This window comes from Streptomyces sp. NPDC048254 (genome assembly GCF_043201895.1).
Lineage (GTDB): Bacteria > Actinomycetota > Actinomycetes > Streptomycetales > Streptomycetaceae > Streptomyces.
The window spans coordinates 40,514-57,063 of sequence record NZ_JBICZJ010000018.1 but is presented as its reverse complement, the minus strand read 5'-3'; the positions used below and the strand labels follow the sequence as shown (position 1 = coordinate 57,063).

At 70.9% G+C, this 16,550-nt stretch carries 16 protein-coding genes; 9 read left to right on the top strand and 7 right to left on the bottom strand.

Annotated elements, in window-relative coordinates; translation table 11 throughout:
* Positions 1-580: 580 nt before the first annotated feature.
* Together ACGFZQ_RS38535 and ACGFZQ_RS38530 are read right to left on the bottom strand one after the other, a co-directional pair.
* Entirely contained in the window at positions 581-949 is a 369-nt protein-coding gene (locus tag ACGFZQ_RS38535) for a signal peptidase I (protein ID WP_351743068.1), read from the bottom strand.
* 143 nt (positions 950-1,092) lie between these two features.
* Entirely contained in the window at positions 1,093-2,304 is a 1,212-nt protein-coding gene (locus ACGFZQ_RS38530) for a glycosyltransferase (RefSeq protein ID WP_393844309.1), read from the bottom strand.
* Between the two features lie 342 nt (positions 2,305-2,646).
* Here ACGFZQ_RS38530 and ACGFZQ_RS38525 point away from each other — a divergent pair, with 342 nt between their 5' ends.
* The 5 genes from ACGFZQ_RS38525 (at position 2,647) to ACGFZQ_RS38505 (ending at position 7,477) form a co-directional block, all read left to right on the top strand.
* Positions 2,647-3,336 (top strand): hypothetical protein, encoded by a 690-nt coding sequence (locus ACGFZQ_RS38525; protein WP_393844308.1) that lies wholly within the window; start codon positions 2,647-2,649, stop codon positions 3,334-3,336.
* A 333-nt stretch (positions 3,337-3,669) separates the two neighbouring features.
* On the top strand, positions 3,670-4,617 hold the full coding sequence (locus ACGFZQ_RS38520; RefSeq protein WP_393844307.1) for an ATP-binding cassette domain-containing protein: 948 nt from the start codon (positions 3,670-3,672) through the stop codon (positions 4,615-4,617).
* Positions 4,614-5,456, top strand: a complete 843-nt coding sequence (locus ACGFZQ_RS38515; protein ID WP_393844306.1) for an ABC transporter permease — start codon at positions 4,614-4,616, stop codon at positions 5,454-5,456. The genes ACGFZQ_RS38520 and ACGFZQ_RS38515 overlap by 4 nt, the downstream gene beginning before the upstream one ends.
* Positions 5,457-5,534: 78 nt before the next feature.
* Positions 5,535-6,812, top strand: coding sequence for a sensor histidine kinase (locus ACGFZQ_RS38510; RefSeq protein WP_393844436.1), 1,278 nt, complete (start codon positions 5,535-5,537; stop codon positions 6,810-6,812).
* Positions 6,809-7,477: a response regulator gene (locus ACGFZQ_RS38505; RefSeq protein WP_393844305.1), complete on the top strand. Its 669-nt coding sequence runs from the start codon at positions 6,809-6,811 to the stop codon at positions 7,475-7,477. The genes ACGFZQ_RS38510 and ACGFZQ_RS38505 overlap by 4 nt, the downstream gene beginning before the upstream one ends.
* Here ACGFZQ_RS38505 and ACGFZQ_RS38500 read toward each other — a convergent pair.
* Both ACGFZQ_RS38500 and ACGFZQ_RS38495 read right to left on the bottom strand, forming a co-directional pair.
* Positions 7,441-8,235, bottom strand: coding sequence for a polysaccharide deacetylase family protein (locus tag ACGFZQ_RS38500; RefSeq protein ID WP_393844304.1), 795 nt, complete (start codon positions 8,233-8,235; stop codon positions 7,441-7,443). The two genes, ACGFZQ_RS38505 and ACGFZQ_RS38500, sit on opposite strands and share 37 nt — an antisense overlap.
* Positions 8,232-9,569: a glycosyltransferase gene (locus ACGFZQ_RS38495; protein WP_393844303.1), complete on the bottom strand. Its 1,338-nt coding sequence runs from the start codon at positions 9,567-9,569 to the stop codon at positions 8,232-8,234. The genes ACGFZQ_RS38500 and ACGFZQ_RS38495 overlap by 4 nt, the downstream gene beginning before the upstream one ends.
* Positions 9,570-10,191: 622 nt before the next feature.
* Here ACGFZQ_RS38495 and ACGFZQ_RS38490 point away from each other — a divergent pair.
* Entirely contained in the window at positions 10,192-10,845 is a 654-nt protein-coding gene (locus ACGFZQ_RS38490; RefSeq protein WP_393844302.1) for a phosphatase PAP2 family protein, read from the top strand.
* 172 nt (positions 10,846-11,017) lie between these two features.
* Here the strand turns inward: ACGFZQ_RS38490 and ACGFZQ_RS38485 are convergent, their stop codons facing one another.
* From ACGFZQ_RS38485 to ACGFZQ_RS38475, 3 genes are all read right to left on the bottom strand, one after another.
* Positions 11,018-12,034 carry a M56 family metallopeptidase gene (locus ACGFZQ_RS38485; protein ID WP_393844301.1) on the bottom strand — a complete coding sequence of 339 codons (1,017 nt, stop codon included), beginning with the start codon at positions 12,032-12,034 and terminating at the stop codon, positions 11,018-11,020.
* Between the two features lie 4 nt (positions 12,035-12,038).
* Positions 12,039-12,467 carry a BlaI/MecI/CopY family transcriptional regulator gene (locus ACGFZQ_RS38480; protein WP_393844300.1) on the bottom strand — a complete coding sequence of 143 codons (429 nt, stop codon included), beginning with the start codon at positions 12,465-12,467 and terminating at the stop codon, positions 12,039-12,041.
* A 99-nt stretch (positions 12,468-12,566) separates the two neighbouring features.
* Positions 12,567-13,358 carry a hypothetical protein gene (locus tag ACGFZQ_RS38475; RefSeq protein ID WP_393844299.1) on the bottom strand — a complete coding sequence of 264 codons (792 nt, stop codon included), beginning with the start codon at positions 13,356-13,358 and terminating at the stop codon, positions 12,567-12,569.
* A 377-nt stretch (positions 13,359-13,735) separates the two neighbouring features.
* Here ACGFZQ_RS38475 and ACGFZQ_RS38470 point away from each other — a divergent pair, with 377 nt between their 5' ends.
* The 3 genes from ACGFZQ_RS38470 to ACGFZQ_RS38460 all read left to right on the top strand — a co-directional run bounded on the left by ACGFZQ_RS38470 (position 13,736) and on the right by ACGFZQ_RS38460 (position 16,515).
* Complete coding sequence (locus ACGFZQ_RS38470) at positions 13,736-14,404, top strand: DedA family protein (RefSeq protein ID WP_351743099.1); 669 nt, start codon at positions 13,736-13,738, stop codon at positions 14,402-14,404.
* 69 nt (positions 14,405-14,473) lie between these two features.
* Positions 14,474-15,142 (top strand): response regulator transcription factor, encoded by a 669-nt coding sequence (locus ACGFZQ_RS38465; protein ID WP_393844298.1) that lies wholly within the window; start codon positions 14,474-14,476, stop codon positions 15,140-15,142.
* Positions 15,139-16,515, top strand: a complete 1,377-nt coding sequence (locus ACGFZQ_RS38460) for a sensor histidine kinase (protein WP_393844297.1) — start codon at positions 15,139-15,141, stop codon at positions 16,513-16,515. The genes ACGFZQ_RS38465 and ACGFZQ_RS38460 overlap by 4 nt, the downstream gene beginning before the upstream one ends.
* Positions 16,516-16,550: the final 35 nt, after the last annotated feature.

Genomic DNA, 16,550 nt, shown 5'->3' with positions numbered 1-16,550 from the left:
CAGTCGCTCCTGCGCCAGCGACAGGGGCGCGGGAGATTTTCCTTTGTCCGGGTGACGGGTGACGGTGATGCGTGGGGAAGACACGGATTACCCTTCACGAGACAGAGAACTCGGCGGAAATCGGATCCTGCGTCCCCCGACGGATCAATGTTTCACGCAAATCGTATGCAGGTATGCCCGGCATAGCTATTTTCGAGCGGTTCGGCACTTGCGGAGCCGATGTACGAACAGTGCGGCGGGCCACGCCCGGTCTCGGGCCGATATCCTCACGGGTTCAGCGGCGCATCGCGCGAGCTTGCCCGGCAGCGCCTTTCCTTTGCCAGAACTCCATGAAACTGCGCCAGTGCATACGGAGGAATGGTTGAGGAAGTGTCCGTTTTTTCCGGCCACCCCTGCGGTGGCTCATTTCCGCCGATGTTAAATGGATACCGATTAGGTGGTCAACAGTGACCCGCGCCACAGTCTTTCGGCGGCGGGGGCCGATCACAAATACGCTATTGACAAGGAATTTGGGTATCCTCAGTGCCCGATCAGGCGTCGGCCCACGGTTTCGCAAACGTTTGTGCAGGAGTGCGGCTTTTCACTCCTGCGGTGCGGCGTATCCGGACACAGAAGGCCAGCGCAGGGTCAGCACCACGGAGTCGTCCTCGGCGGCCCACGAGTGATCCACTCCCTGGCCCCAGACGACGTAGTCGCCTTGTTCTTCCAGCAGCACGCTACGACCGGGGAAGTCCATACGGAAGCGGCCTGTGATGAGGACCAGGAGAGCTGTCCGCACCTCGCCCTTCACCCACTGAACTCGCTGCTCACCACGTGGGTGGACACCCCATTTGACCTCAACGGCGTCGCTGTGGCGAGGATCGCCGTGCTCCTTGAAGTGCCCGAGCAGCCATCCCCGGTCCACCGTCGCGTCCTTGCCCGCATTGCCTACGTACACCCCGTCTTCCATGCGCCCGAACGCTAGCAGCCGTCCACCGCGCCGGTCGCAGCGCGATCAGCACTTCTGAACAGGGCGGTGTTCAGCGCATGTTGAAGCCCCGGCCGGGCTCTCCTCGCCCCGGCCGGGGCTTCTTCCCACCGGGCCGGCCTCGCCTACCGGAGCGCTTCGACCAGCAGGTTCGCGGCCGTCTCCGCTCCGTCGGTACGGATCCGGCCCCCCAGAGCCTCTGCCCGGGCCCGGGTCTCGGGTGACAGGGCCGTCTTGAACGCGACGCCCAGGGATTCGACGGTCGGCGGTGGACCATCGAGTGCCGCGCCGATGTCCAGGTCCGCCACCCGGCCGGCCCAGTACGGGTTGTCCGACAGCTGGAGAGGTATCACCACTTGTGGCGTGCCCGCCCGGGCGGCTGTCAGCGTCGTTCCCGCGCCGCCGTGGTGCACCACGGCGGCCACCCTGCCGAACAGGCGTTGGTGGTTGGCCTCGCCGACGGCGAAGCAGTCGTCTCGCTCGTCGACCAGATCCAGGTCCGCCCAGCCGCGGGACACGAGCACGCGGTGCCCCTGTGCGCGGATCGCCTCGACGGCCATACGGCCGATGCCCGGTGACGGGCGCATGCTGCCGAAGCCCACGTAGACCGGCGGCTCACCCGCGTCGAGGAACGTCACCAAGTCGGCCGGGAGCGGGCGTTCGTCCGCCAGGTTCCACGCACCTGTCTGGACGACGTCGAGGCCCGGGGTCTCCCGCCACGGTCCCAGGACCGGGTCCGCCGCCAGCCACGGCCGGTCGGTGAGGACGTGGTCGCGGACGTTGTCCACCGGTGGCAGACCGATCGCTGCCCGGTGGCCGTTGAGCGCCTCGCTGAACTGCGCGTTCACGTTGCGGGCGTCCAGCGCCCACAGGGCCCGGTTGTCGTTCACCTCCGGTCCCGGCTCCGGCCAGCCCGGCCGTGGTGGTGGCGCATGGTGCGGCGACGGCAGGTGGACCGCCGCATAGCTTGCGTACACGTAGCGGATGCCCGCGGCCTCGGCCACAGAGCGCGCGGCCACCTGCGCCAGGCCGGCCGCCACCAGCGCGTCACATCCGTCGACCGCCGCGGGGAACACGTCGAACTGCGCCTCGACCATCTCCGCCCGGTACCGGGACAGGTCCGCCGCCGACGGCAGAGTCGTCCCGCGCATCAACTCCCGCACCGGTGGCCCGACCGGCACCAGTTGCACACCGATACCCGCAAGCCGCTCGGCGAACTCCTCGTCCGGTGGGGCGCACATCCGCACCCCCACACCGAGCGCCCTTAACCGCACCGCGAGTGCCACCAGCGGTTCGACATCGCCACGCGTCCCGTATGTGGACAACAGCACCCGCATCCCGCGTCCTCCTTCGTCGTGTCTTCCCTGCGTTCCAGCCCGTTTCCGCCCGGGCTTCGAGCGCTGCCCGTCGACGCGGTACGTCGTTCGTCACGGGTATGCGGCAGCAGTGTAGGTCGCGTGCTGCTGAACACGGTTGTGTGCCAACTGGGCCATTCCGGCGCGGACTTGTGTCTTCGGGGGCAGCGGGAGGCGTCCGCCGGGCCACATCGCGAACGGCCTGGTCGATCAACGCCGCGTTTCTCTCCTGGGAGCCGTCCGCAGTGACTACGGTGAGCGCCAGCGTGCCCTTGGGGCAGCCCGTCAACACCACCGGAGAGCTACTCGATGCATAGTTCGTCCGTGCCCGTCCCCGATGTTTCGGTCATCCTGCCCTGCGCCGGATTCGGAACACGTTTCGGGGCGCCCTACCCGAAGGAGCTGCACTGTCTGGCTCCTGGGGTCACCGTGCTGGACCGCAGTCTGGAATCCGTTGTCGAACTGGCCAAGAGCGGACTCCATGTGCGTCTGGTCGTCGTGTTCGGAACGCACAAGCTGGACACGGTGAGTCATCTCGCGCGCTACGCCGAGACCTTTCAGATGGTCTTCGTCTTCCAGGACGAGTCGTTCGGACCAGGTCTCGACGGAGCGATCCGGTCTGCCCTGCCGATGACGCACGGGCCGGTGGCCCTTGTCCTTCCTGACATCGTTGTTACGGGCTCGGACACGGCCGGCAAGCTCCTCGCCGCATTGCGGCACATAGAGGTGACGGGTTGGAGCGTGGTGGCCACCGAAGAGCGGGATCCCGACATGTTGCAGCAGATGGGCGCGCTGGAGGTGGCCGAGGCGGACGGCGTCCTGACCGTGGGGGCGGCTGCCGACAAGCCGACGGATCCTTCGGGCTTCAACGCGTTCTGGGGCATGGTGGCGGTCAGCGAGGGCGAGGCGCACCGGCTGCCCGACGTCGTGGCGAAGGGGACGGCCAGCCCCCTGGCCGGCGCGATCGCCCTCATGGTGGACGGAATCGTCAACTACAACACCCCCTCGGGCTGAGCCGCACCGCCGAGATATCGGCGGCCCGTTCAAAATTGCCCGAGTACAGCAGCAAAGCCGCGGCCATACTGCGCTCTACGGCAAGTTGGAAAAACCTTCTTCCCACCTGCACGTCCGTTGCGTATTTTTTCAGCCCGCCGGATGCGCTATGCGAGAGGGCGACTTTCACCTGTCGTACTCGCCTCGGCGCGTCGTCGGTGTCGCGTAGTACCGCGGTACTACACGCTCGGCCCAGTTCAGCCCCCGGTACGACCTGTTCGGGGTGATCACGGACTTAGCGTGGCGGGGAGGCGTCAGATTGCAGGGACGCCGAGCCCGAGAGAAAGAGCTCCGATGATCGACGCACGGCAGCTGACCAAGAAATACGGCGAGAAAACGGCCGTCGACGGCCTGGAGTTCGTCGTGAAACCGGGCACCGTGACCGGCTTCCTGGGGCCCAACGGCGCGGGGAAGTCCACGACGATGCGCATGGTCGTCGGGTTGGACGCCCCCACGAGCGGTTCCGTCACGGTGAACGGCCGACGGTATCCCCAGCACCGGGCTCCGCTCCAGGAGGTCGGCGCCCTGCTCGAAGCGAAGTCGATCCATCCGGGCCGTTCGGCCTACAACCACCTCAGGGCGCTGGCGCTCACGCACGGCATCCCGTCCCGTCGGGTCGGCGAGGTCATCGAACTCGCCGGACTGGGCAGCGTGGCGAAAAAGCGGGCCGGTGCCTTCTCCCTCGGTATGGGCCAGCGGCTCGGGATCGCCGCGGCCCTCCTGGGCGATCCGCAGACGGTGATGCTCGACGAGCCCGTCAACGGGCTGGACCCCGAGGGTGTGCTCTGGATCCGCAACCTGCTGACGTCGCTCGCCGGGGAAGGGCGCACGGTGTTCGTGTCGTCGCACCTGATGAGCGAGATGGCACTGGTGGCGGACCATCTGATCGTGGTGGGCCGGGGGCGGCTGCTGGCCGACACGACCGTGCGGGACCTGGTGCGCGAGGCGGGCGGCGACAGCGTCCACGTGGCCACCCAGGATCCGGCGCGGTTGCGGGAAGTCCTTGCGGGACCGGAGGTCGAGATCGCCGGGCGCATCGGTTCCGAGGAACTGGAGGTGACCGGGCTGACCGCGCGGGAGATCGGGCTGAGGGCCGCCGAGCACGGGATCGCGCTCTTCGAGCTGAGCACCCGCGAGGTGTCGCTGGAGCAGGCGTTCATGGACCTGACCAGGGATGCCGTGGAGTACCAGGGTGCCACGACCACCGCCGAGACCGCCGAGTCCCTCGGGAGGACGGCATGACCACTCTCACCGCCACCACCCCTGACGCGCCTCCCGCCGCGAGCGTCCGGCCCGCCTACCGGGTGACCGGCAGACGCGTCTTGGCCTCGGAATGGGCCAAGCTCTGGTCCCTGCGGTCCACCTGGATCACCCTGGGGCTGGGACTGCTGTTCCTGGTCGCGTTCGGGCTGATCGCATCGAGCCGGTACAAGTCCGGGATCGGCTCCGGCCACATGGACCCGGACTTCGCCCGCTCGACCGCCGTGAGCCTGTCCTTGTTCGGTACGAACTTCGCCCAGCTGGCGCTGGGTGTCCTCGGTGTGCTGGTCACGGCCGGTGAGTACTCGACCGGCATGATCCGCTCCACCCTGGCGGCGGTGCCGCGCCGGCTGCCGGTGCTGTGGTCCAAGGCGGCCGTGTTCGGGCTGGTCGCGCTGGTTGTCGGGACGCTCGGCGTGTTCGTCGCTTTTCTGTTCGGCAGCCGGATCGTCTCCGGCACGCCCGCGGCGATGGACTTCTCGCATGCCGGTGTCGTACGCAGCCTGCTGGGCGCCGGTCTCTACCTGGGTCTGGTGGGCGTGATCGGCACAGCGCTCGGCGCGCTGCTGCGGTCGGTGGCGGGCGGCATCTCGGTGCTGGTCGCCACGCTGATGCTGGTTCCGGGGCTGATCTCCCTGCTGCCCAGTTCCTGGCGGGACGACATCAGCCCCTACCTGCCCAGCAACGCGGGCGAGTCGATGTTCGCCCTGACCCACGACTCCACCAGCCTGTCGCCCGGGGCCGGTCTGCTCGTCTTCCTAGGCTGGACGGTGCTCGCACTCGCCGGTGCCGGGTACCGACTGCTGCGCAGCGACGTGTGACACCCGCATGATGAGCAGGTGACCCCCGTGACCTCCGTGACCTCCCAGGCCACCGCGCCCGCCGAGGACCTCGGCGGGATGGGACCGCTGGTCGCCCGGTTCTCCCGGGCCGGCCGGCGGCTGCGCAGGGCCGACCGGGCACACCCGTGGGTGCTGGACACCTCGGTGGTGGTCCTGGTCGTCCTGCTCTTCTGCCTGCCGGACCTGCTGCACGCATACGGCGGCGGCGACCGCGGCGGCGACGGCGACGGGCCGCACCGCTTCAGGCTGGTGTTCACCCAGTTGCCGGTTGCGGGGATGCTCGCGTTCCAGGCCGGGCTCGTGCTTCCCCTGCTGTGGCGACGCCGCCGTCCCGCGGTCGCGTTCGGTGCCGTCGCGGCGGTCTTCGTGCTCCAGTGGTCGCTGGGGGCCGCGCTGCGCGCCGACGTGGCCCTGTTCATCGCCCTGTACAGCCTCGCCCTGCACGGGAGGCTGCGACAGCTGCCCTGGGCCTGCGCGGTCATGGTGGGCGCGATGGTGCTGGTCGCGGTGCGGGCATCGGCAGCCGTCACCATCGGGGACGCGCTGTTCTTCCTGCTCAGTGCGGCGACCGCGGCCCTCGCGCTCGGTCTGGTGGTCCGCATCCGGCGCGCGCAGCTCGCGGGGCTGCGGGAGCGGGCGGCCCGCCTCGAAGTCGAACGCGACCAGCGCGGCCGGCTCGCCGTCGCGGCCGAACGGGCCCGGGTGGCCCGTGAGATGCACGACATCGTCGGTCACAACCTGGCCGTCATCATCACCCTCGCCGACGCGGGGGCCTACGCCACCGACGTCACTCCGGACCGGGGCCGGGAAGCCCTCCACCTGATCGGTGACACGGGTCGGCAGGCTCTCGGCGAACTCAGACGCGTGCTCGGCGTCCTGCGCGAGGCGTCGGACGGCCCGCGCAACGAACCGGAACTCAGCCCGCAGCCCGGCCTCACGGATCTCGAAGCGCTGTGCGAAGGGGTGCGTTCCGCGGGTCTGGAGGTCGTCTACCGGACCGTTGGCGACGTCGACGCCCTGGACAGTGGGGTACAGCTGGTGATCTACCGGATCATCCAAGAAGCCCTGACGAACGCACTCAAGCATGCCGGAGCCGACACCCAGGTGGACCTCGCGATCGTCATGAGAGAGACACATCTGACCATCACCGTTCAGGACACCGGACCAGGCGGTGACGGTCGCCGGGCCGACCCGGCGAACGAGGAAGGTCACGGTCTGGTGGGCATGCGGGAACGGGCGGCCCTCTACGGCGGGAGCCTCCGTGCCGGCCCCGCCGGCGAAGGATGGACCGTCGAGGCCGTCCTCGATCTCACGCCCCAAGGCGGTGCCCAGTGACGACCGTACTCATCGTGGACGACCATCCGCTGCAACGCTACGGCTTCCGCCTGCTCCTCGACTCGATGCCCGAGACGGACGTCGTCGGCGAGGCCGCGCACGGTGCGGAAGCGGTACGCAAGACCGCCGAGCTCCGCCCCGACGTCGTCCTCATGGACGTCCGCATGCCGGGCATGGACGGCATCGAGGCCACCCGGCGCATCACCGCCGCGGGCGACCGCTCCCGCGTCCTCGTGCTGACCACGTTCGACCTCGACGAATACGTCCACGCCGCCCTGCGCGCGGGAGCCAGCGGCTTCCTCCTCAAGGACGCCCGCCCCGACGAACTCCTCGCCGGCATCAGGGCCGTCGCCGACGGCGACGCCGTGATCGCACCCGCCCTCACCCGCCGCCTCCTGCACGAGTTCTCCCACCTCGTGCCGCCCCCTTCGGGTGACCCCGCCGAGAACCCGCGGCTCAGTACCCTCACCGAACGCGAACGGGAGATCCTCGTCGCCATCGGCAAGGGCTGGAACAACAGCGAGATCGCATCTCACTTCGTCGTGTCCGAGTCCACGGTGAAGACTCATGTCGGACGCGTCCTGGCCAAGATCGGCGCACGCGACCGCGTCCAGGCAGTGATCTTCGCCTACGACCAGGGCCTGGCCCGCCCGCAGTCGGAGTGAGCCGAGTCTGTCCAGGACAGTCCGGGGAAGCCGTGTTCGCGCAGGGGGCCGACCTGCCAACCGCGAGCCTGACAGGCGTCGAGGATGCGGGGAACCGCGCCGAGGGTGGCGCGCCAGGAGCCGGTGGCGGACGTGCAGTCCGAGTCGTGCAGCAGGATGGTGCCGCCGCCGCGCAGGTCCCGCAGGACGGTGTCCTGGACGGACCGCGGGGTGGCCCGCCTGCGCCAGTCCTCGCCCCAGCAGGTCCACAGGACCGGGGTCAGGCCGAGGCGGCGGCAGGCCAGATGGGCGGCCGTGGTCATCACCCCGTACGGCGGCCGGAACAGCGTCGGTGGCCTGCCGGTGGCGTCGGCCACGGCGTCACGGGCGCGGGCGAGGTCGTCGTAGGTGGCACGGGGGCCGCGGAGCGGCAGGGGGCGGTGGTGCCAGCCGTGGAGGGCGATCTCGTGCCCTTCGGCAGCCATTGCCTTCGCCAGCCCGGGTGAGCGGACCAGCATCGAGCCGAGCAGGAAGAAGGTGGCCCTTACCCCGCGCGCGTCGAGGAGGCGCAGGAAGTGCGGGGTGGAGAGGTGGTCGGGGCCGTCGTCGAAGGTGAGGGCGACGTGGTCGGGCCGGCCCTGCCCGGCCAGGCGGGGCATGGCCGTGTTGCGCAGCGGGCCGAGCGTGGAGATCCCGGGAACGGCGTTCAGGGCGGCGAGCGCGGGCAGTGCCACGGCCGAGGCGAGCGCGGTGGCACGGGCCAGGCGGGCCGGGGTCATCGTCCGTCTCCGTCCAGGTAGTGGGCGACGGCGCTGAAGCGGGCGGGCGTCTCGTTGTAGGCGTAGGCGAGCGGGGCGGCGACGCCCAGGGAGACCGTGGCCGTCACGGTGACGGCCGTCAGGGCGATCCGTCGTCTCCCGGGGAAGCGCTTCGGTGGGGTCGGTGTGCCCGGTGTGGGCTGTGGCCCGGTTCTGGCGGCGATGGCGGGTACCGGTCCGAGGTCTGAGCGGTGCAGGGCAAGCCCTGCCGCGCGCTGGTCCTCGCCGCGCGGGCCGTGCAGGAGCTCGCCCAGCACCGGGCCGAGGACTGCCGGGTCGCGGATCCAGGCCGCCAGGCCCGCCTCGTCGAGGGCGGCGGCGTTGGTGTGGCCGTGACCGGGGATGCAGCGGTAGCTGACCACCGGCAGCCCTGCGGCGAACGCCTCCAGTGAGGTCAGCCCGCCGGCGTTCTGGACCAGGACGTCACAGGCGTGCATCAGCCCCGGCATGTCGTCCACCCATCCGAAGGCGTGCTCGATACCGTCCCGGCGCAACTGCTCGGCGAGGGCCTGGTTGCGTCCGCACACCACCACGGGCACCGCGACGCCGGTCCCCCGTATCTCGGCGGCGGCCCGTCGTACCGGGCCGACCCCCCATGATCCGGCGACCAGCAGGGCCAGGGGCGCGCGCTCGGGCAGGGCGAACCGCTCGCGGGCGGCGGCCCGTTGTGCGGCGGTGGCGGGGGTGAAGCGCGGGTCGGTGACGGGGCCGGCGACGGTGACGGCGGCCGCGCCCTGCGCGTGGGCCTGGGCCGCCGGTACGGGGTGCACGGCCAGGTGGGCGTCGATGCCGGGGGCCACCCACAGGGCGTGGACGGAGAAGTCGGTCAGGTAGGTGAAGGCCGGCACCGTCAGCAGGCCGCGCCGGCGCAGCCCGCCGAGGACCTGGCTGGCTCCCGGGTAGGTGGAGACGACCGCGCAGGTGTCCGGCGCGAGCGCCCGCAGTGTGCGCCGCTCGGCGGCACGGAACAGGGCCCGCCACACCACCCCGGGTCGTGAGGGCCGGTCCGTCGCCGCGTACAGGCGCTGATAGCCCCCGGGCATCCAGGTCAGCATGCGGTGGTAGGTACCGCACAGCAGTCGGCCCGCCTGGGCGGGCAGCAGGTCGAGGAAGTCGTACCGGTCCACCCGGAATCCGTGTTCGGTGAGCCTCCGGGCCAGCCCTGCGGCCGCGCCGTCGTGTCCCGCGCCGACGCCGGCGGAAATGATCGCGATCCGTCCGGTGCCCGGGTCCTGCGGCGGTACGGCGGACGGCGAGGGCACCGGCTCCGGCGCCGGGTCGTCGCGGTAGGGCACGGTGGATCAGCCTCCTGACGGGATACGGGGCACGCCCGGGCATCCTCCGGGCCGGACGGCACCACGGGCAGGCCAAGGCGGCGCCTGCGCGCGAATCGGGGCCACGAACGGACCACGGTGGCGTCGAACACCGAAGCTACTACATGATGTAGAACTTAGGGAACGACCATCGGCGGCGAGGGGTTCGAGCATCACCGGGTTCGGCACCACCGGCGGGCGTCAGCGAACCTACTACAAGATGTAGGCACTGACGGGGGGAGACCAGAGGGGAGGGTCCGCCGACACCGCCAGGCCCACGGCCATCGCGGGCATGACACCGAGCACCCAGAGCGCAACGCCGCTTCCCACCCCCGGCGCACCCCACCCACCGAACGGCGGCCTCGGCGGAAAACCGCGGCAGGGCACATGGCGGCTCGACAACCCGCCACACGGCAGCCCGCCCCCGCCGACCGATCGCCTACAAGATGTAGTAGATTTACTCGGCAGCCATCTTCACACCACCGCAGTGTCACCCAGGCGCCATCGCGCAGGCGGGAGCCGTTCGGTTGCGCCGGCCCGAGCCACGTTGCCTCGTGCTCGTCCTGTCCTCCGTCGGCGTACCCCCACGGAAGGACGTCTCGCTATGACCGCGGCTGCCACCGCACGACTGGCATTCGACGGATCCGGCATCGACGGCTCGTTGTTCACCTCGGTCACCGGCTTCGCCCGCGCCACGCCATGGCTCAACACCCCGATGGAGGTGTGGACCAACTTCGGACTGGGCGTCTTCGCGATCCTCATGATCACGGGCTGGTGGAACGCTCGGCGCCGTGGCACACAGGCGATGGCCCTCGCGCTGGCCGCGCCCGTGGGCGTCGCGACCGCCTTCGCCGCGGCCGAGATCGTCAAAATGATCGTGGCCGAGGTACGGCCCTGCCGATCGATGCCGCACGCCTATCTCGTCGACGCCTGCCCCGCGCCCTCGGACTACGCCTTCCCCAGTGGGCACAGCGCGGTGGCCGCCGCCTCGGTGGCCGCGTTGTTCCTGCTGGACCGCCGACTGTGCGCGATTGCCGCCGTGTTCGCCGTGGTGGAGGGCTTCAGCCGGGTCTACGTCGGCGCTCACTACCCGCACGACGTGCTCGGTTCCGCGGTCATCGCGCTGCCCGTCGCCTTCCTCGTCAGCCTGGCGTCACGCCGCTGGGCCACCCCGGTGATCGGCTCCCTGAGTCATGGGGCACTGCGCCCGTTCCTGGCAGCGGCCATGCCCACCGTGGGCACGCAGACCGCTCGGTGACCTCGATGTCCGCCGGACAGCCGGCGGGGCAGGGCGTGCACTCGGCGGCCGGCTCTCCTGACCAGCCGTGATCCGGCCAGGTTCACCCTGTTGCTCCCGGCCTGCCCGGATGAGCGCCTGGGCAGCACTCCGGCGGCCGGGTGAGGGCACGTTCCGGACCGATCAGACCCGATCAGAAACGCCGCTCCCCGTGCTGCGCGTGGTCCGGGCCGACACAACCGGCGTCGTCCGCCCGATGCCCGTGGTCCGTCCGCGCCGTGGCGACGCCGGCGGTGTGTTCCGTGCACAGCGCCCACTGTGCGCCGTCAAGCATCCGGTCGCTGTCGGACGCCGCGTTGGCCAGGCTCGCGCAGCAGACGGCCAGCAACACACCGCCCGCCAGCAAGGGAAGGTTCCGGCGGGCGGGCGGCGGGGCCAGCAGAGCGCGCACCCGCTGCGGCACCACCCCGCCGGTCGCGGCCAGCGCCGCGGGACGGGACGCACCGGCGGAGGCCAGGGCGGCACGCCCGACGGCGTGGGCGACGACCCGGCGGTCACCGACACGCTCGGCGGCCTCCTCGTCGGCCCACCGCTCCAGGACGAAATCACCCGTGACCGTGACCGGGCGCAGCAGCGGGTTCAGGGCGGCGGTGAGCCGCCACAGAATCTGGAAGACATGGTGGCGCCCCCGCAGATGCGCCCGCTCGTGGGCGAGCAGTGCCTCACGCTCGTCGGCGTCGAGGCAGCACAGCATCCCCCGCGAGACCACGATCCGCCCCGGGGTGCCGGGCAGCGCGAAGGCCAGCGGGACGTCGTCGTCGACCACCGCCAGCTCCGTCCGCCCCGGCAGCTGGGCGCACTCCCGTCGCGCCCGGACCAGCTGGCGCATCTGTCGTACGACGGCCACGACCAGGGAGACGGCGCACGCGATCAGGGCCAGGGCGCTGCCGGCCGCCACAACCAGGTACACCGGGTCGTCGGCCCGCAGCGCCGCCACCGACCAGCGGCCCTCTTCCGCGATCTCCGGAATCTGTGCCACGCCGGAGAAGGCCAGCAGAGCGAGCGATCCCGCCCAGCCGACCGCCGTCACCACCGAGGCACAGGCCAGGGCCCAGGCCGCACGGCGTGGCGGCAGACGTCGCGCCACGGGGGCGGCGAGGACCGCGAGTGCGGCCGTGACAAGGAACGGGATGTAGACGCTGATCAGCACTGGTTCACCGCTTCCCGCGGGGGCGCTCGCTCTCGGCGGGCGGATCGCCGTGCCCGGACAGGATCTGGTGCAGCAGGTGCTCGTCCTGCTCGGACAGTTCCGAGACGAAGCGGGCCAGGACAGCCTCCCGGTCGGAGCCGCCCGCCAGCAGGGAGTGCATGCGCTGGGCGGTGTGGGACGCCTCGTCGCGAGCCGGTTCGTAGGCGTAGCCACGGCCCTCGCGGTGCCGCACGAGCATGCCCTTGTCGTGCAGCCGGGACAGGATGGTCAGGACGGTCGTATAGGCGAGGTCGCCCGGCAGCTGTTCGCGGACCTCGCGTGCGGTCTGCGGACCGGGGGCGGCCCAGAGCGCGGCGAGCACATCGCTCTCCAGCTCGCCTCGCGCCCGCCTTCCGGATGCTTCGCCGGCTTCCTGGCCGTCTCGATCTGTCACCGTCCGCCTTCCCTCACCGTCGTGGCGTACAGCGTACCCGGACACCCCTACGAGTTGTAGGAGGTGCCTTCCGGGCCAACGCGCTGCGCCCGGCGCACCTCAGGCGGCTTGGGCGCCGGACGCGTCCCGGCCGGAGACGGCGAGGTAGCCGACGAAGCAGACGATGGCGGCCGTCCAGGCGAGGGTCACCGGTGCCAGTCCGAGCCCGAGGCCGCCGCGGGTGTGACCGAGCGCCATCCAGTCGGCGAGGGAAGCGCCGAGGGGGCGGGTGATGACATACGCCGTCCAGAAGGCGGGCACCGCCTTCAAAGCGCCGAAGCGGTGGGCAACCGCGGGAAGGCAGATCGCGACAGCGAAGAGGGCGACCGAGCCGAGGTAGCCGAATCCGACGGTCGCGGTGAGGTCACCGGCGGCGGTACCGAGGGCGAAGGTGGCCAGGACCGCGGCCCAGTAGAAGACCTCACGGCTTCGGGTGTTGACGCTGTGGATGGACAGGGTGCGCTCGACGGCGTACCAGAGGGCGAAGACCGCGGCCAGCGTGACGAGGAAGAGCGGCGTGGACACGGTGTAGGGCACGCCGAGACCGACGTGCAGCACGTCGGCGGCCATCGTGCCGAAGACGCTGACCATGACGACGGCGGTCCAGTACACCCAGGCGATGTACCGACGGACCGCGAACTGCACGCCCAGGGAGACCACCAGAGCGAGACCACCGAGCCCCACCGCCGGCACCGGGCCCAGCATCCGGGCCAGCAGGTCGGATGCGGTCTCGCCCATCCCGGTGGTGAGCACTTTGATGATCCAGAAGTAGACGGTCACTTCCGGCACCTTGTTCGCCATGGTGCGCAGGGGGGCGAGGGGACGGTCGTCGAGGAGACGCTCTGTGGTCATGGCCCGCACGATGGCACGATCAACTCCCGGTGCCACAGATGCCTTTGCCATTGTTTTGGATCTTCTGGTGCATGAGTTTCACAACGGCGCCGCCAACCTGACAGCAACCTGAACGCCTCTGCAAAGTCCCTGGTCAGGACGGTTGAGCGGTGATACGAAGGGATTTTCACACGAGTACTACATCATGTAGAGGTAGGCGTACGGTGAGAGCGCCACGGGAATCAGGATCACCTTCCGGCCTACGGCGACGGGCCCCCGAGGCGGCTGCCGGAACGAACACCCCCGATGGGCGTCTAGAGTTTCGGACGACAGTGTCTACAGGGCTGTAGTCATTTGATCATTCGCACGAAACCGTCCGCCCCGAAAGGACCCTGCACATGACCGAACCGATCCCAGTGGCGTCCCAGCTGGCCGTGAACGTGCTCGACGCCCATTCGCTGCTGGCGGCCTTCGGCGTGCTGGGCGTCGCGGCGGTGATGTTCGCCGAGACGGGACTGCTGATCGGGTTCTTCCTGCCGGGCGACTCCCTGCTGTTCACCGCCGGCCTGCTGTGCACCGGGTCGGCGGAGGGGAGTCTGCACCTGTCGCTGGGGCCCCTGCTCGTGGCGGCGGCCGCAGGCGCGCTGGCCGGAGCCCAGTGCGGATACCTGCTCGGCCGGAAGGCCGGCGGAGCCCTGTTGGCACGCAGCCGCTCCCGGCGTCTGCACGAAGGAGTGAAACACGCCGAGGAACTCCTCGAGCGGTACGGGTACGCGAAGGCCATTGTCCTGGCCCGGTTCGTGCCGGTGGTGCGAACGGTCCTCAATCCGATGGCAGGCGCGCTGGAGGTGCCGGTGCGGACCTTCACCCTGTGGCAGGTCGTCGGCGGCCTCCTGTGGAGCGTGGGCCTCACCCTCGCGGGGTACGCGCTCGGCTCCTCGATCCCGAACGTCGACCACTACCTTCTGCCGCTGGTGGCGCTGATCGTGGTGGTCTCCCTGCTCCCCCTTGTCGCCGAGGTGTACCGAGGACGCCGGGCCGCAAGGTCCACGGAGGAGCGCGGGTGACGGCACGCCGGCCGCACGCGGCGTCCGGCTCCGGCCCGGCCCCTAGGGCCGACGACCCTACGGAGGACCATGCGGCACAAGATCCTGGTCGTTGAGGACGATCACGCCCTGCGGGACGTGCTGCGGCGCGGCCTGGCCGACGAGGGTTTCGAGCCCGTGCCGGCCACCGACGGAGCCACTGCCCTGCGGCTGGCCGCCGACGGCATCGCCGCGGTCGTCCTGGACGTCGGACTGCCCGACGCGGACGGCCGGGACGTGTGCCAGGCGCTGCGCGGCAACGGCTTCAGCGCGCCGGTCATCTTCCTGACGGCTCGTCATCACCTCACCGACCGGCTGTCCGGGTTCTCGGCGGGCGGCGACGACTACCTGCCCAAGCCGTTCCATCTCGCCGAACTGGTCGCCCGACTGCGGGTCGCGCTCAAGCGCTCCGCGCCCGCGCCCGCGGCCGTGGCCACCGCCGGCGACCTGGTCCTGGACGCGACGCGGCACAGCATGCGGGTCGGCGACGTCCACATCGACCTGTCCCCGACGGAATTCCGGCTGCTCGCCCCGCTCGTGGCCGCGGGCGGCTCCATCGTGAGCCGCCGCGACCTGGTCAGAGCCGCCTGGCCGGACGGAGCCCAGGTCAGCGACAACACCCTGGACCAGTACCTGAGCCGGCTGCGCCGCAAGCTGCGCGAGGCGGGCAGCGACCGGAGCCTGCGCACAGCACGGGGAATCGGGCACCGGCTGTCATGATCCGTCTTCCGTGCCGCCTGGCGCCCCGTACTCTGCGCGGACGGCTCTCGTTCGTGGCCCTGACCACCGCCGCACTGCTGATGGCCGTGCTGACGGTGGTGTTCAACGTGATGGTGGAACGGCATCTGCAGCACCAGGCGGACGACGAGTTGCGCAACCGTGCGGCCGCCGTCGCCACCACCGTGGACACCAGCCACCAGCGGGTGCGGGTCGTCGAGACCGTCAACGACGGTCTCCTCGACGCGAACGTCTGGATCTACGCCGGAGCGCACCTGCTGGAGAAGCCGCCGTCGGCCGCGTCCGACGGCACACTGACCCGGGCCGCCGGCCGGCTCGCCGGGCGAGGTCACGCACTCTGCACGACCGTCGAAGCGGAGAACCCGCACCTGGTCCGCATGTGTTCCCGGCCCGTGTCCGGTCACCCGGACTCCGCCACCGTGGTCACGGCCGTGGATCTGGCCCCGTACCGCGGTTCGGCCGACACCTTGTTGCTGGGTTCCCTGGCCCTGGACGTGGTCATGCTCGCGTGCACGTACGCGTTGACCCGCCTGGCCGTCGGGCGGGCCCTGCGCCCGGTACGCACCATGACCGACCAGGCCACCGAGTGGAGCGCCGCCGGCTCCGACGAACGCTTCGGCGCCACGGACCACCCGGCCGAACTCGCCCGCCTGGGCGCCTCGCTGGACGCGCTCCTGGACCGCATCCGTACCGTGCTGCGGCACGAACGACAGCTGACCGGGGAACTGTCGCACGAGCTGCGCACCCCGCTCACCCGGATCATCGTCGAGCTCGACTGGTGGCGGACCCGGCCACGCTCCGCCGCCGAGACCCACGCCACGCACGAGGTGATCGCCGAGGCCGCCCAGGACATGCGCACCATCTGCGACACCCTGCTGAGCGACGCCCGCGAGAGTGCGCTGAGCGCCGCCACGACCCCCGGCGCCACAGCCGTCGCCCCGGTCCTGAGGCGGATGGTCGACAGCCTCGGTGCCCAGGAGCGGGTGAAGGCCGTGGTCGAGGTCACGGATCCGGCGCTGGAGGCAGGTGTCACCCGCGCTCTCCTCGAACGCATCGTCAGCCCGCTGCTGGCCAACGCGGTCCGCTACGCCCGCGCCACGGTGACCGTGACCGCGTGCCAGGTGCCGGGCGGCGTACGGGTCAGCGTCGCCGACGACGGTCCCGGGGTGCCCGAGGCGTTCGTGGGCGAGCTCTTCCAGCCCGGCCGCCGCGGCGATCCCGACGACGGGCACGACGGCGCGGGCCTCGGGCTGCCGCTCGCGCGGCGCCTGGCCCGTGCCGTCGGCGGTGAGGTGTCCCACGATCCCGTGTACACGTCTGGAGCACGTTTCCTGGCCGACCTGCCCGCGGGGTGACCGGGCACCGCCCCCGTACGGTGCCGACGACGCAC

Bases quoted from the DNA above. Each gene is read 5' to 3' on its own strand.
- ACGFZQ_RS38535 (WP_351743068.1), bottom strand. From the start codon at position 949: ATGGAAGACGGGGTGTACGTAGGCAATGCGGGCAAGGACGCGACGGTG.
- ACGFZQ_RS38530 (WP_393844309.1), bottom strand. From the start codon at position 2,304: ATGCGGGTGCTGTTGTCCACATACGGGACGCGTGGCGATGTCGAACCG.
- ACGFZQ_RS38520 (WP_393844307.1), top strand. From the start codon at position 3,670: ATGATCGACGCACGGCAGCTGACCAAGAAATACGGCGAGAAAACGGCC.
- ACGFZQ_RS38515 (WP_393844306.1), top strand. From the start codon at position 4,614: ATGACCACTCTCACCGCCACCACCCCTGACGCGCCTCCCGCCGCGAGC.
- ACGFZQ_RS38510 (WP_393844436.1), top strand. From the start codon at position 5,535: ATGGGACCGCTGGTCGCCCGGTTCTCCCGGGCCGGCCGGCGGCTGCGC.
- ACGFZQ_RS38500 (WP_393844304.1), bottom strand. From the start codon at position 8,235: ATGACCCCGGCCCGCCTGGCCCGTGCCACCGCGCTCGCCTCGGCCGTG.
- ACGFZQ_RS38490 (WP_393844302.1), top strand. From the start codon at position 10,192: ATGACCGCGGCTGCCACCGCACGACTGGCATTCGACGGATCCGGCATC.
- ACGFZQ_RS38475 (WP_393844299.1), bottom strand. From the start codon at position 13,358: ATGACCACAGAGCGTCTCCTCGACGACCGTCCCCTCGCCCCCCTGCGC.
- ACGFZQ_RS38470 (WP_351743099.1), top strand. From the start codon at position 13,736: ATGACCGAACCGATCCCAGTGGCGTCCCAGCTGGCCGTGAACGTGCTC.
- ACGFZQ_RS38465 (WP_393844298.1), top strand. From the start codon at position 14,474: ATGCGGCACAAGATCCTGGTCGTTGAGGACGATCACGCCCTGCGGGAC.
- ACGFZQ_RS38460 (WP_393844297.1), top strand. From the start codon at position 15,139: ATGATCCGTCTTCCGTGCCGCCTGGCGCCCCGTACTCTGCGCGGACGG.